General features: G+C 64.5%; 12 protein-coding genes. 7 read left to right on the top strand and 5 right to left on the bottom strand.

Annotated features, from left to right (window positions below; genetic code table 11):
* Positions 1-3: 3 nt before the first annotated feature.
* Positions 4-996 carry an MDR family oxidoreductase gene (locus Q7V20_RS19155; protein ID WP_304794947.1) on the bottom strand — a complete coding sequence of 331 codons (993 nt, stop codon included), beginning with the start codon at positions 994-996 and terminating at the stop codon, positions 4-6.
* Positions 997-1,126: 130 nt separating this feature from the next.
* Here Q7V20_RS19155 and Q7V20_RS19150 point away from each other — a divergent pair, with 130 nt between their 5' ends.
* The 5 genes from Q7V20_RS19150 (at position 1,127) to Q7V20_RS19130 (ending at position 3,795) form a co-directional block, all read left to right on the top strand.
* A complete protein-coding gene (locus Q7V20_RS19150; protein WP_370652505.1) occupies positions 1,127-1,555 on the top strand; it encodes an FKBP-type peptidyl-prolyl cis-trans isomerase in 429 nt (142 codons plus the stop codon).
* Between the two features lie 112 nt (positions 1,556-1,667).
* Entirely contained in the window at positions 1,668-1,850 is a 183-nt protein-coding gene (locus Q7V20_RS19145; protein WP_230178604.1) for a hypothetical protein, read from the top strand.
* Between the two features lie 10 nt (positions 1,851-1,860).
* Positions 1,861-2,079, top strand: a complete 219-nt coding sequence (locus Q7V20_RS19140) for a hypothetical protein (protein WP_304794944.1) — start codon at positions 1,861-1,863, stop codon at positions 2,077-2,079.
* Between the two features lies 1 nt (position 2,080).
* Positions 2,081-3,115, top strand: coding sequence for a nitronate monooxygenase family protein (locus tag Q7V20_RS19135; protein ID WP_304794942.1), 1,035 nt, complete (start codon positions 2,081-2,083; stop codon positions 3,113-3,115).
* Between the two features lie 92 nt (positions 3,116-3,207).
* Complete coding sequence (locus tag Q7V20_RS19130; protein ID WP_304794940.1) at positions 3,208-3,795, top strand: DUF3617 domain-containing protein; 588 nt, start codon at positions 3,208-3,210, stop codon at positions 3,793-3,795.
* 18 nt (positions 3,796-3,813) lie between these two features.
* On the opposite strand, the gene Q7V20_RS19125 is transcribed toward Q7V20_RS19130, so the two are convergent.
* Positions 3,814-5,025: an OmpA family protein gene (locus tag Q7V20_RS19125; protein WP_304794939.1), complete on the bottom strand. Its 1,212-nt coding sequence runs from the start codon at positions 5,023-5,025 to the stop codon at positions 3,814-3,816.
* Positions 5,022-6,632 carry a serine/threonine protein kinase gene (locus Q7V20_RS19120; protein ID WP_304794937.1) on the bottom strand — a complete coding sequence of 537 codons (1,611 nt, stop codon included), beginning with the start codon at positions 6,630-6,632 and terminating at the stop codon, positions 5,022-5,024. The genes Q7V20_RS19125 and Q7V20_RS19120 overlap by 4 nt, the downstream gene beginning before the upstream one ends.
* Positions 6,633-6,744: 112 nt before the next feature.
* On the opposite strand from Q7V20_RS19120, the gene Q7V20_RS19115 reads away from it, so the two are divergent.
* Positions 6,745-8,907: a TonB-dependent siderophore receptor gene (locus tag Q7V20_RS19115; RefSeq protein ID WP_304794935.1), complete on the top strand. Its 2,163-nt coding sequence runs from the start codon at positions 6,745-6,747 to the stop codon at positions 8,905-8,907.
* Here the strand turns inward: Q7V20_RS19115 and Q7V20_RS19110 are convergent.
* Positions 8,898-10,949 (bottom strand): ATP-binding protein, encoded by a 2,052-nt coding sequence (locus Q7V20_RS19110; protein WP_304794933.1) that lies wholly within the window; start codon positions 10,947-10,949, stop codon positions 8,898-8,900. The two genes, Q7V20_RS19115 and Q7V20_RS19110, sit on opposite strands and share 10 nt — an antisense overlap.
* 1 nt (position 10,950) lies before the next feature.
* Complete coding sequence (locus Q7V20_RS19105) at positions 10,951-11,874, bottom strand: ABC transporter substrate-binding protein (RefSeq protein WP_304794931.1); 924 nt, start codon at positions 11,872-11,874, stop codon at positions 10,951-10,953.
* A gap of 263 nt (positions 11,875-12,137) precedes the next feature.
* Here Q7V20_RS19105 and Q7V20_RS19100 point away from each other — a divergent pair, with 263 nt between their 5' ends.
* A complete protein-coding gene (locus Q7V20_RS19100; protein ID WP_304794929.1) occupies positions 12,138-13,976 on the top strand; it encodes a thiamine pyrophosphate-binding protein in 1,839 nt (612 codons plus the stop codon).
* The last annotated feature ends 2 nt before the right edge of the window (positions 13,977-13,978 follow it).

Here is a 13,978-nt window from a genome sequence, read left to right as displayed (position 1 = left end):
GGCTCAAGGCTTGGTGCGCACCAACAGTCGGCCACGCACCCGCCCGGCCCGCAGACGCCCGGCGGCCTCGATGGACTCGGCCAAGGAGACCTCGGTGGTGATCTGCTCCAGCAATCCGAGGTCCAGATCCTGCGCCAGCCTTTGCCAGGCTTGCTCGCGCAACGCCAGCGAGGCCATCACGCTGTCCACCCCCAGCAGCGCCACGCCCCGCAAGATGAAGGGCATGACCGTGCCTGGCAGGTCGAAGCCCTGCGCCAGTCCGCAGGCCGCCACCGCGCCGCCGTAGCTGGTCTGGGCACAGGCGTTGACCAGGGTGTGGCTGCCCACGGCGTCCACCACGGCCACCCAGCGCTCCTTCTGCAAAGGCTTGCCGGGCGCCGACAGCTCCGCGCGGTCAATCACGCGGTTCGCCCCCAGGTTGAGCAGGTAGTCGGCTTCACTGGCCTTGCCCGTGGCGGCCACCACCACATGACCCAGCCTGGCCAGCAAAGCCACCGCGATCGAGCCCACGCCACCGGTGGCGCCGGTGACCAGCACTTCGCCGCCACCATGCAAGGCGCCATGCCGCTCCAGGGCCATCACGCACAGCATGGCGGTGTAGCCCGCGGTGCCGATGGCCATGGCCTGCCGGGAGCTGAAGGCCTCGGGCAGTTTCACCAGCCAGTCTCCGTTCAGGTGGGCCTTTTCGGCCAGGCACCCCTTGTGCGTCTCGCCCACGCCAAAGCCGTTGAGCACGACCCGGTCGCCCGCCTGCCAATGGGGGTGTTCGCTGGCGATGACCGTGCCCGCGCCATCCACCCCCGCCACCATGGGCCAACTGCGCACCACGGGCGAGGTGTTGGTGATGGCCAGCGCATCCTTGTAGTTCAGCGTTGAGTAGTCAATCGCCACCGTGACCCCAAGGCCTTCGGCCACCGTGGGCAAAAAGTCATCATCGACCGCTTTCACGGCGGCGTTGAAGTCGGGGTTCTTGTCGAGCACCAGGGCGTTGAACACGTGCATCTCCTCGGGATGTGAAACCATTTGTCAAGGCACGGAACACTACACCAGGATGAGCGATGATGCCCGCTCACTCAATCACCCTTGGAGACCCGCTGTGCGAATTGCTGCCCTGACATCCTCCCTGCTGACGGCCGCCGTGCTGACCCTGTCCACCGCCTCGTCTGCCATTGCGGCGCCCGATGCGGCCCTGGCCAAGGCCGCCAAGGAAAAAGGTGCCGTCGTCACCCCCAGTGGCCTGGTTTACCTCTCGTTGAAAGACGGCACCGGCGCCAGCCCCGCCGCGACCGACACCGTGAAGGTGCACTACCGTGGCACCTTCCCCGATGGCAAGGAGTTCGACAGCTCCTACAAGCGCAACGAGCCCACCGAATTCCCCCTCAACCGCGTCATCCCTTGCTGGACCGAAGGCGTGCAGCGCCTGAAGGTGGGCGGCAAGGCCAAGCTGACCTGCCCCTCGGCCATCGCCTACGGGGAGCGTGGTGCAGGCGGCGTGATCCCGCCCAATGCCACTTTGCAGTTCGAGGTCGAGCTGATCAGCATTGCCGGCAAGTAAAACACCAGCCGATTTGCCCCGGTCCGACCCTCATTTGGGGTGTTGTCCTACACAGAAACCCTTGGTATTTTGAGAGCATGACCACAGCAGAACTCAACACGGGAGTTTTCCGATGGGATACGCAGACCTGAACAGCAAGTATCAGCAACTGCGGGACGATCTTGAAGAAGCTTATGCGGCCAACGTATGGGACAGCAGCAAGATCGACCGCATCGCTGATGAAATTGTGGAAACTGAATTGGCTTTGGCTGGGCAATCGCGTTTCAGCGCGCCCTCCAGCCATTCGCACGTTTAAGGAGCCGAGCATGCACACAGCACCCGCTTTCTCAGTGGGCGAGTACCTCGCCATTCCCATTGCCGAGTCTTTGGGCGACGGCCAATGGAAGGCCGGTCTGGCCATCAGCGAAGGACAAGCCCGTGGCGACCGTCCGGCCAAGTGCATGTTCGCCAAGCTGTTCGTGTCTCGTGACGATGCCTTGAAGTTCGCCATCGCCCAGTGGCAACAGCCTGTCGGTTCTCACTGATTTGAATTTGTCCAGTCGCCTGGGCATTGAGTTGCCCCTGATACAGGCGCCCATGGCTGGTGTGCAGGGCAGCTTGCTGGCCATTGCCGTCTCCAACGCGGGCGGATTGGGGTCTTTGCCTGCCGCGATGCTGAGCTTGGATGATCTGCGCACCGAGTTGGCGCGGATCAAGGCGGGCACTGATCGGCCGTACAACGTCAATTTCTTTTGCCATGAGGCGCCCGCGCCTGATGCGCGGCGAGCTGCCCTCTGGCAGCAGGCCTTGGCCCCCCATTACCAGGAACTGGCAGTGGATCCGAGTGCCGTCGGCACCGGTCCTGGCCGTGCGCCCTTCAGCGCCGAAGCCGCCGACGTCCTGGAAGAGTTCAAACCACCCGTGCTCAGCTTCCATTTTGGTTTGCCTTCGGCGGGCTTGCTGGCGCGGGTCAAAAGCTGGGGGGCCACCGTGCTGTCTTCAGCCACCACGGTGGAAGAGGCCCTTTGGCTGGAGGGGCATGGTGCCGACGTCGTCATTGCCCAAGGGCTGGAGGCTGGCGGCCACCGAGGCCATTTCCTGTCGCACGACCTGACGCTGCAGATGGGCACGTTCGCGCTGTTGCCGCAAATGGTCCGGGCGGTCAAGGTGCCCGTGGTGGCCGCTGGCGGCATCGCCGATGCCCAGGGTGTGGCGGCAGCCATGGCCCTGGGCGCGGCGGGTGTGCAGGTGGGCACGGCTTATCTGTTGGCCCACGAGGCCACCACGTCTCAGGTTCACCGATCAGCCCTGCAAAGTGAGGCGGCTCGCCACACCGCGCTGACCAATGTGTTCACGGGCCGACCCGCGCGGGGCATCGTCAATCGCCTGATGGTGGCTTTGGGGCCCTTGAGCTCCGAGGCGCCCGAGTTCCCCTTGGCCACGGCGGCCATCGCACCACTGCGGGCCAAGGCCGAAAGCCTGGGCAGCGGCGACTTCTCGCCCTTGTGGTCGGGCCAGAATGCGAGCGCGTGCCGGGAGGCCTCTGCCGCAGACATCACGCGGGCTTTGTTGGCAGGCTGAGGCCGCGCGAGGGGGCGGGTGTGTGCGCCAGCCATGCCATCATGCAAGGGGTCGAGGAATTCGATCCTGGCAACACCCCCTTGGAGGAAAACATGCACCCCATCACCCGCTGCAGCCTGGCCTTGCTGTGTGCTTCAACCTTCAGCCTGGCGTCTCACGCCGCTGATGCTCCCCCCATCAAACCTGGCCTTTGGCAGGTTCGCAGCGAGCGCGCCGTGGATGGCGTGAAAGCCCCGCCCATGGGCGCCCAGATGAGCAACCTGCCGCCCGAAGTGCGCAAGCAGATGGAAGCCATGATGAAGCAGAAGGGCGTGGACATGAGTGGCGCCGCAGGTGACATCAAGATCTGCCTGAGCAAGGAGTCGCTGGACCAGAACCAGTGGCTGGCCCAGAAAAACGGCGACAAGAACTGCAAGACCGAGATCAAGTCGCGCAGTGGCAACCGTTGGACCTGGCACTCCAGCTGCATCGATCCCCAATCGGAGACCGATGGCGAGGCTGTGTTCAACAGCCCTGAGAGCTACACCATGAAGGTGGCCACGATCATGACCATGAAGGGCGAGTCCAAGACCATGAACATGACGAACACCTCGACCTGGCTGGGCGCCAATTGCGGCGACCTCAAGCCGATCAACACCAAGACCTTGAGCGCGCCACCGGTCACCAAGCCGGTGAAGTGATCACTGGATCACGTGGGCTCAGTTGCAGCCCACGATCTTGAATTCGACACGCCGGTCCAGGGCATCGACGGCGTTGTCGGAGCCGCTGCCCACGATGTTCTGGCGAAAGCCCATGCCCGTGGCCTTGGTACGCGGCCCCAGGTTGGCGGCTTCGGCGGTCAGGCGTTGCTTGACGTAGGCGGCGCGCTGCAGCGACAGCGAGTCGTTGGACTGCTCCGAGCCGGTGCGGCTGGTGTGGCCGATGATGTTCATGCAGACCTTGGCGGCCGTGCTTTCGCGGGCGATCTGACGCAACCACATGCCATAGGCCCCGCTGATGCGGGCGTCGGACCAGAACTCGGTGCTGCCGGGGTTGAACAGGAACTTCACGCCGAGTTCGTTGTAAGCGATGCCCATGGCCACGACCTTGCCAAAGGCGGTCTCGGCTTCCGCGGTGCGCCCCAGTTTGACGTTGGCCAGGTAGATGCCGTTGAGCACGCGCAGTTGCTCACCGGCTGGGGTGGCCAGGGCGCTGCGGTACTGGCCCAGGGCCTCCTGGTAGCGCTCGGAGTTGTACAGGTTGGTGGCCTCGTTGATCAAGGTGGCGGCGGCGATGCGGTCCAGGTAGAAGGCATCGGCTTTTTGGCCTGGCGCGGTCGCGGTGGAGCGGATGTAGCCTTCCAGCACCTGGTCTTTCACCAGCACGGGGCTGTCCCGGTAGTAGGGCAGGGGGTTGTTGTCCAGCCCGGCGCCTTGCGCCTGGGCGGAGGCCTGGGCCACCACCTTGCCGCTGCGCAATTCGGTCAGGGCCAGGTTCAGCTTGAAGACATGGCGGGCGTGCTCGCCTTGGGCCCGGGTCATGGTGCCGGTCAGCAGGTACTGGGCCTTGCTGAGGTTGGCCGACTGGAAGGGCAGCAGGTCGAACACGTCGTGAGTGGATGCCAGCCGATCGCTGACGCGCTTTTCAAACAGCTTGGTGGCGCCAGTTTGCTGGCCGGTGCTGCTGTCCAGGAAGGGATCGACCACCACGCCACGCTTGGCCAGCTTGGACTCGACCTTGGCCAGGAAGGCGGGCAGGGTTTGGGTTTGCGAGACCAGGCCGTCAGTGGCCTTGGCCACGGCCTGCTCGAAGGGCAACTCGTTGCTGACGGACGTGGCTTGAGGCGCCGCGCACGCGGCCAGCCACAGGGTGACCAGGGTGGCCAGGCAGGCGCGCAAGCCTCTGGGCAGAACGTTGGCGGCGGACTTCATCGGCACTCCTTCTTCAGAAAAGCGGTTTCCTCCGGGCTCAGGGTTTCCAGGGAGGCTTTTTGAAGAATATCACCGCAGCGTGCGTGCACCGCTGGATCCGGGCGGTGCTGAGGCTGCATCTTTTGGGGGGATGCTGTCGGCTCTTTCGGGGCTTTCACCTTGGCGGGAACGGGCTCGGTGATGCGGCTTGGCATGGGTGTCGGTGCTTCGGGAGCGGGGCCCGTGGGCGGAGCGCCGCTGGCCACTGGCTCGGGCTCAGGGGCTGACGGCAGCGTGATGACGGGCGCCGAGGGGGTGATTGCCGCCGGGGGGGGCGTTGCGGGCGCAGGCTCGGCGGCCTGGGGCGTGATGCTGGCGGGCACCGCTTGATTCGTGGGAGAGCGTGCTGTGGTAATCCACCAGGCCAGTCCGACCAAAGCGATCAGAAGCAGGCCAACGGCCAACAGCCTCATGGGGGCCTTGGTCCCGCTTCTGGCAGAAGGCACTTCGGCCGCGAGCGTCTGGGGCTTCGGGATCGCCGCCCGGGCCTCGGCCGGTGGCGGTGCGACTGGCGGGGCTGGCGCCACGGTGGGCAGTGGGTCCTGCAACACCGTGGATGCGGCTGCTGGCGCGGCAGGCGTGGGTGCGATGTCGATCAACGCGCGCAGTTGCGTCACGCTCTGGGGCCGCTCATGGGGCCTGACCGCCAGGCAGGCGTCCATCGCGTTCAAGAAGTGCTCGCTGTACCGGCCTGCCGCCACTTCTCGCAAGGGCTTCAACTTGTCGGCCATCAGGCGATCGACCGAAGACATGGGTGCCTTGCCGGTGACTGCGTAGTACACCACGCAGGCCAGCGCGTACAGGTCAGTCCAGGCACCCTGGGGCATCGAGGATGACTCTTCACCGTATTGCTCGATGGGCGCATAGCCCGGTTTGAGCACCACGGTCAGGGCATGCGTCATGTCGCCGATCACCCGGCGGGCCGCGCCAAAGTCCAGCAGCAGTGGCCCGGTGGCGGTCAGCAGGATGTTGTCGGGCGCGATGTCGCGGTGAAAGCAGTGCGCGGCGTGCATCACTTCCAGGGCGTCCAGCAAGGGGCGCAACCAGGCTTTCAACTCGGCCTCGGTGGGCGGGCGGCCCAACTCGGCCAGGGCGCGCTTGAGCGTGGGGCCTTCGTAGTAGGGCATCACCATGTAGGCGGTGCCATGGCCTTCCCAGAAGCGGTAGACCTTGACCAGGGAGGGGTGGTCGAACTGGGCCAGCAGGCGGGCCTCGTTGACGAAGCTTTTCAGGCCGGCCTGGAAGGTCTCGAGGTGGCGCTCGGATTTGACGGAGACCGTGGCGGTGGTGTTGGAGCGCGCGGCCAGCGAGGAGGGCATGTACTCCTTGAGCGCCACCTGCCGTTGCAGGGATTCGTCGTAAGCCAGGTAGACGATGCCAAAGCCGCCCTCGCCGATCAGGCCCTTGATCTCGAACTCGCCCAGGCGCGTGCCATCGGGCAAGGTGTGGTTGAACAACGATGAGCTGGAGACGAACTGGGGCAGATCACTGTCACCAAAAGAGGTGGAGATGATGGTGCGGTCGTCGTCGTCTTCAGGTCCCCGGGTCATCGCGTTTTCTCGTGTCATGGCTGCGCCAACATGGCAAGCCTGGGTAAGCGCGGGGTCATTTTAGGCGACGGCAATGGATCATCGAGGGCGGTTCTGCCGCTGGTATATATTGCATCGTTCCATTTTCCCCATGGTTGACAGCCAGCACAGCATGACCCTGGACAGGCACTTCGCGGATGTTCGCTTCAGCCCGTCATGGGCGGCACTGGCCGTGCGCTGGGTGGCGGCTGTTTCCGCGGTCATCGGGCTGGGCGGCCAGGCCCTCGCCCAGGCGGTGAGCGAAGAAGATGAGCTGGCCCTGGCCTATGGCGACAAGTCGTTTGTCAGCATTGCCACGGGGTCGCGCGTGCCGGTCAGCCGTGCACCAGCGGTGGCCACCGTGATCACTGCACAAGACATCGCTTCGATTGGTGCCACCGACCTGGACGAGGTGCTGGAAACCGTGCCGGGCTTGCACGTGGCGCGTGAGACGCAGGGCTTTGCGCCGGTCTACGTGATCCGGGGCATCAACCTGGGCTTCAACCCGCAGGTGCTGATGCTGATCAACGGCATCCCCGTGACCAAGGTGTACACCGGCAGCCGGGGCGGTGGTTGGGGCGGCATGCCGGTCGAGAACATCGCCCGGGTCGAGGTGATCCGAGGCCCTGGCTCGGCTTTGTACGGCGCGGACGCTTTCTCGGGGGTGGTCAACGTCATCACCAAAACGTCGGACGACATTCAAGGCACCGAGGTGGGCTTGCGAGGCGGCTCGTTCAAGACGGGCGACGCCTGGATGCTGCATGGCGGCAAGTGGGGCGCTGTGGATGTGTCGGGCTACTTGCGGGTGGGCCACACGGATGGTCAGCGGCGCACGGTTCAGGCGGATGCGCAAACCGGCTTGGACAACCTTTTGGGCACCCAGGCCTCGCGCGCGCCAGGGCCCATCAACAATGGCCGTGATTCGGTCGATGGTGCGTTGGACTTGAGTCTGGACCAGTGGCGTTTTCGGTTGGCCTACAAAGAGCGCGATGACGTGGGCACGGGCACGGGGGTGGCGTCGGCCCTGGACCCGGAGGGGCAAATCTACAGCCAGACCATCACCTCCGACCTCACCTATGAGAACCGCAACTTTGCCGAAGACTGGGCCGCGCGCTTGCAGGTCAGCCTCATGCATTACACGGAGCTGACGGACCTGACCTTGTACCCGGCAGGCACCGATTTCTTCGGCCTGGGCGTTTTCGCCGATGGCGTCATCGGCAACCCGGCCAAATGGGAGCGGCATGGGCGCGTGGGCGGCTCGGCCACTTACGCGGGGTTCAAGATGCACCGCATTCGGGTGGGGCTGGGAGCCGAGCGGGAAGAGGTCTACAAAACGCGCGAGACGAAGAATTTTCATGCCGATTTCTCGCGCATCGGCACCGGATCGAGGGCGGACATCATCGATGTGTCGGACACGGAGCCCTTCATGCGGCCACAGGGGCGCACCAAGCGTTACCTGTATGCGCAGGATGAGTGGAGCCTGGCCAAGGACTGGACGCTGACGGCCGGTTTGCGCCACGACCATTACTCGGATTTTGGCAGCACCACCAATCCGCGCCTGGCGCTGGTCTGGGAGGCTGCCTACAACGTCACCACCAAGCTGCTGTACGGCTCGGCGTTTCGGGCGCCCTCGATGTCGGAGCTGTACGCCATCAACAACCCGGTGATCACGGGCAACCCGAACCTGCGGCCTGAAAAGATTCAAACCCTGGAGGCGGCTGTGTCATGGCAGCCGCTGCCCAAGTTACAACTGGGCATGAACCTCTTCCATTACGAAATGAAAGACATCATCCGCCTGATCAGTTTGGTTTACCAGAACAATGGCCAGCAACAGGGCAATGGCCTGGAGTTCGAGGCCACCTGGGACGCGATGAAAGATGTGCGACTGACGGGCAACTACAGCTACCAGCGCTCGGTGGACGAGGCCACGGGGCAGGCGGCGGCGAACGCGCCGCGCCACCACGTGTACCTGCGGACCAACTGGCGCTTCACGCCGGGCTGGTCGGTGGACCCGCAGGTCAATTGGGTGAGCGATCGGCCGCGTGATCCCGGCGATCCACGGGCCGACCTGAAAGGGTATGCCACGTTGGACCTGACGCTGCGCACGGACCGCTCAGGCAAGGGCTGGGATGTGGCCATGTCGGTGCGCAATCTGTTCGATGTCGATGCACGCGAACCCACGCCTTACGACGTGGGGCAACCCTTCATCTCCTTGCCGCATGACTTCCCGTTGCCTGGGCGTTCGGTCTACGTGCAGGCCAGCTGTCAGTTCTGATCGGCGAGGGGCGCGTCGGTCGTCCAGCTCAGGCTCAGGTGCACGCTCAGCTGGGCCAGCAAAATGGCCCGCTCAAAGGGCTTGGTCATGAAGCCATTGGCACCTGCTTGAAGGGCCTCAGTGCGGTCCGCGTTGGAGGCATTGGCCGACAGCGCAATGATGGGCAATGAGCGGGTGGCTGCGGACTGGCGCAATTGCCGAATCGCCTCCAGCCCATCCATCACCGGCATGGACACGTCCATCAGGATCAGATCGGGTGCAGCGGCTTGCACCTGTTCCAGGGCGGCCTGGCCATTGTTGGCCTCCAGGGTTTCAAAACCCAGGGGCCTGAGCAGGTCGATGAGCATGGTGCGGTTGGCGGGCACGTCGTCGGCGATGAGCAGCTTGCGCCGAGGGCCCAGGTAGCCGGTGACGGCTGGCAGGGTCGGGGCCGCGGATGCAGCGCTGGACGCCGGATCGACCCAGGGCAGTTTCAGCTCGAACCAGAACAGGCTGCCGATGCCATCCTGGCTGTCGACATGCACCTCGCCGCCCATCAGGCGCACCAGTTGGCGGCTGATGGCCAGGCCCAGGCCTGTGCCACCGGATCGGCTGCGGGAGTCACCGGCTTGCTCGAATGGCTCAAAAATGCGCTGCAGTTCACTGCCCCGGATGCCGGTGCCCGTGTCTTGAACTTCGAAGCGCAGGTCGATCTGTTGCGCTCGGGCATCGCGGTTGACCACGGTGACGCCCAGCCGAACCTGGCCCGATTCGGTGAACTTGACGGCGTTGCTCAGGAGGTTGAGCAGGACTTGTCGCAAGCGCTTCTCATCGACCTCCACGGCATCGGGCAGGTCGGGGGCGCATTCGAAATCGAAGCGCAATGACTTTTCCTCGGCCTTGATGCGGATGATGTCGACCAGCCCGCTGAGGAAGGATTGGGGATGCACGGTGGTGGGGTACAGCTCGGTCTTGCCCGCCTCGATGCGCGACAGGTCCAGGATGTCGATGATCAGCAGCAGCAGGTGCTCGCCACTGTTGTGGATGGTGTTCAAGCCCATGACCTGGCGGTCGGTGAGCGTCTTGTCCATCTTCAGGATCTGCGCGTAGCCCATGATGGCGTTGAGCGGCGTGCGCAACTCGTGGCTCATGCGGGCCAGGAAGGCGCTCTTGGCGTCGTTGGCGATCTCGGCGCGCTCCTTGGCCATGCGCAACTCGGCGGTGCGGTCGCGCACCAGGTCTTCCAGGTGCTCGCGGTGGCGTTGCACTTCTTCGCCGCGCTCTTGCAGCACCGAGCTCATGCGGTTGAAAGCCTGGGCCATGGCCTGGATATCTTGCGGGCCGTCCACCTCGGCGCGCACATCGGCTTCGCCACGTTCGGTGCGCGCCATGGCCTTGGACAGGCTGTTCAAGGGCCGGGTGATGCGCGTGGCCAGGAAGCGGATGGCAATCAGGAACAGGGCCGCGAAGAAGAAGGAGCTGGCCAGGTTCACGAAGAAGATGTTGGCCATCATGCGCGTCAGCGTGGCCTTGCTGTGCACCAGGCGCACCTGCCCCAGGAACTCGGTGGCCGGAGGCTCGACGTCGAAGGGAGAGGCCGCAGGCTTGGTCCACACCGGGGCGATGAACTGCCAGGTGTCCTCGGTCTCGGCTTCCAGGTAGGCCTCGCGCGGGGGGGGCGTGGGCAGGGCCTTGGTGGGGGATTCGGTGCCCGCCTTGCCCTTGGACAGCAGCACGCCGCCATCGCTGGTGCGGATTTCCACGCGCAGCACATCGGGGTAGGCCAGCGTGGCATTGACCGCGTCATGGGCGTTGTCGGCCGAGGCGTACAGCAGGGCCAGCGTGCTTTGCGTGGCCAGGCTGGTGGCGATGCTCATGCTTTGCCGCATCAGCGTGTCGCGGATCTGGCGGCTGCCTTGCCACGAGCTGGCCATGGACGAGAACAAGGCCATGCAGATCACGCCGATGATGACGGCGATGCTGAGCTGGCGTTGAAAGGTCATCTGGCGCAGAAAACCTGAAAGTCTGCGCTCAATGAACAACGGTTGAGTGTGACTGTTCATGTCAGGGCTCCGGGAAGACCATGTCAAAGCGCTGTTGCAGGGCATTCAGGTTGATGCCCAGGTGATTGGCGGTTCGTGTGTTCACCGCCACCAGCACTTCCTTCAAGGGCCGCACACCGCGAAGGGCGGTGCCGGAAGAGACATACCCCATCGCCCAAGCGGCCAGTGCTTTGCCGAGTTCGACGTTGTTGGGGTAAAGCGAAAACAGCGCGCCACGCTTGACGTGCGCGGCGCTGCTGGAAAAAACGGCCAGGTTGCGGTTCCAGGCTTCTTGCAGGACCAGTGGCAGCACGGCGGTTTCGTCCACGGTGGTGGAGTCTTGGGGCAGCCACAGCACGTCGCGCTTGGGGTCGGCCGAACTCAAGCTGTCCTGGTATTGGCGGGTCGCGGTCTTGAGGTCTTCGGCCTCAAAGGCTTGCAACTCCAGGCCTTGCGCCTTGGCAGCCTCGCGTGCCAGCTTGATCAGCCAGGCGTTCTGGCGCGGGTCGTAGACCACGATCACACGCCTGGCCGAAGGCACCAGCGTTTTCAGTTTGGCGAAGAGCAAGGCAGGGTCGGGCGCCAGGCTGTGCACCGACAGGTTTTGCGCGTCGGATTCGGGCACCGACAGCACCCCGCCTGCGACGATGCCCAGGTTGCGGTCCAGGCTGGAGGCCACTTTGAGGCCATTGCGGCCCAGGGCGATCACGGCGCGGATGTCACGGCGGCGCAACTCGTTGGACAGGTCCTGGGTGTTGGGGTTGGCCCCCACGGGGAAGCTGGCGATGCGGCTTTTGGTCTGGCCTTCGATGCCGCCGATGATGGTGGAGAACACGCTGCGGTAGGGCTCGCCGATGTCCGGGTAGATCACCGCAATGGCACGCGCGGCCTCGTCCGAAGCGGCATGCGCCACAGGCCACTGCCACACCATGACTGCCAATGTCATCCAACGCACGGCCACCCAAAACGCACGGCATGCAAGCAAAACTGATGTCCTCCATTCGGTGTTTTTGACCGAATGCGATAGCTTACCCAGTGTTTCATGATCGGCGGCGCCCATGTCGTGGATATCGGGATATCGAGGCACTTATCTCGGGGTGTGACCCGCGACGAGGGGGATGACGGCACGGAACTGGCTAGGTATCATTTTGTTACACGCCGCCGCTTTCAGTGGTTGGACTCCGGGTTGGCGTGGTTTGGACCTACACCGTGATCTCATCAGCAGTTGCATCCAGTGCGGACCCGTCCACGTCCGTCGAGGCGGCCAGCCTCATCGTTTCTTACCTTGAAGCCCTGGGCGTGGAGTATGTGTTCGGGGTTCCGGGCGGTGCCATCGAACCTTTGTACAACGCGCTGGCGGTCAGCAGCCGACGCGGCGGGCCCAGACCGGTGTTGGCCCGGCATGAAGCCGGTGCGGCTTTCATGGCCGATGGCTATGCCCGCGAGACGGGCCGCCTGGGGGTATGTTGCGCGACATCGGGCCCGGGCGCGACGAATCTCTTGACCGGCATCGCGTGTGCTTTTGACAACAGTGTGCCGATGCTGGCAATCACGGGACAACCCTCGTTACCCTTGTTTGGCAAACGCGCCTTGCAGGAGTCGTCCTGCACGGGGGTCAACACCGTGGGCATGCTCCAGCATTGCACCCGCTACAACACCCTGATCTCGCACGTGGACCAGTTGGAGAACAAGCTGGTGAGCGCCTTGATCCGCGCCTCGCAGCCCCCGCATGGCCCGGTGCACCTGTCGATCCCGGTGGACCTGCTGCGCAGCCAGGTCGAGCAGCGCCTGTCGCCGCAGCACCTCAAGCGTTTGCTGGTCAAGCCGTCCTTGGTCGATGAAGACGCCATCCACACCTTGTTCGAGGCGGTGCAACGCAGTCACAAGACGGTGCTCATCGTGGGGGGCGGTTGCGGCGAGGCCATCGACGCGATCATGCATTTTGCCGAGTTGACGGATTCTTGCTTCGTGACCACGCCCGATGCGAAGGGCCTGATCAACCCGCACCATTACCTGTACCGGGGTGTGTTCGGGTTTGCCGGGCACCAGTCGGCACACCAGGCCTTGAGCGATGGGGTCAGCCTGACTCTGGCCATTGGCACCAGCCTGGGCGAGTGGACCAGTGGCGCTTGGAGCGCCAGTGTGTTGAACCACCACCTGGTGCACATCGATTCGAACGATGAGCACCTGATGCGCTCGCCGATGGCGCAGCAGCACGTGCGCGGCCGCATCCGCTCGGTGTTCGAGCGCTTGCTGGACGTGATGCACATCGAGCAAGCCGCGTTGGGCCTGCCTTGGAAGCCATCACGGGTGCACACCGACGTGGCCGAGGTCATCGTGAGGGCGCCGGACAAGCGCGAAGACATGAGCTCGCCCATCAAGCCGCAACGCCTGATGACCGAGCTGTCCAACCGCTTTCCGCCCACCACGCGCTTCATCGCCGATGCGGGCAACAGCACGGCCTGGTCCATCCACTACCTGGAGCTGCGCAACCGCCGCATGGGGCTGGTGCCGGGCATGACGATGCCGGCGGCCAACTCGCCGACCATGCACACGCCTTCGCGCCGTGGTGAGCGCCGCATGGACCATGCTGGCTGGCTGCGTGTGCTGATGGATTTCGCCCCGATGGGCTGGGCCATTGGCGCGGCCGTCGGCATTGCGCGCGGTAACCCCGACTACCCGGTGGTGTGCATCACGGGCGACGGCAGCTACCTGATGAACGGCCAGGAAATCACCGTGGCGGCGCAAGAGCAGCTGACCGTGATCTTCGTGGTGCTCAATGACGCGGCGCTGGGCATGGTCAAGCATGGGCAGCGTTTGGCGGGTGCCGAGCAAATTGCTTTTGAGTTGCCACAAGTTGATTTCAGCCTGATGGCCCAATCCATGGGCATCGCGGGTCATGTAATCCGATCGCCGCAAGACTTCCATGACCTGGACATGGCTCAGATCCTGAATCGCCAGGGCCCCACCTTGCTGGACGTTCGCATCGACCCGGAAGAGGTGCCCCCCATGGGCCTGCGCATGCAGACGCTGGACACGGGGGCCTGACT

Source organism: Aquabacterium sp. (assembly GCF_030652515.1).
Classification (GTDB): Bacteria; Pseudomonadota; Gammaproteobacteria; order Burkholderiales; family Burkholderiaceae_C; genus Aquabacterium.
Note: the sequence above shows the minus strand (reverse complement) of the source record. Positions and strands in the feature narration are given on the sequence as shown.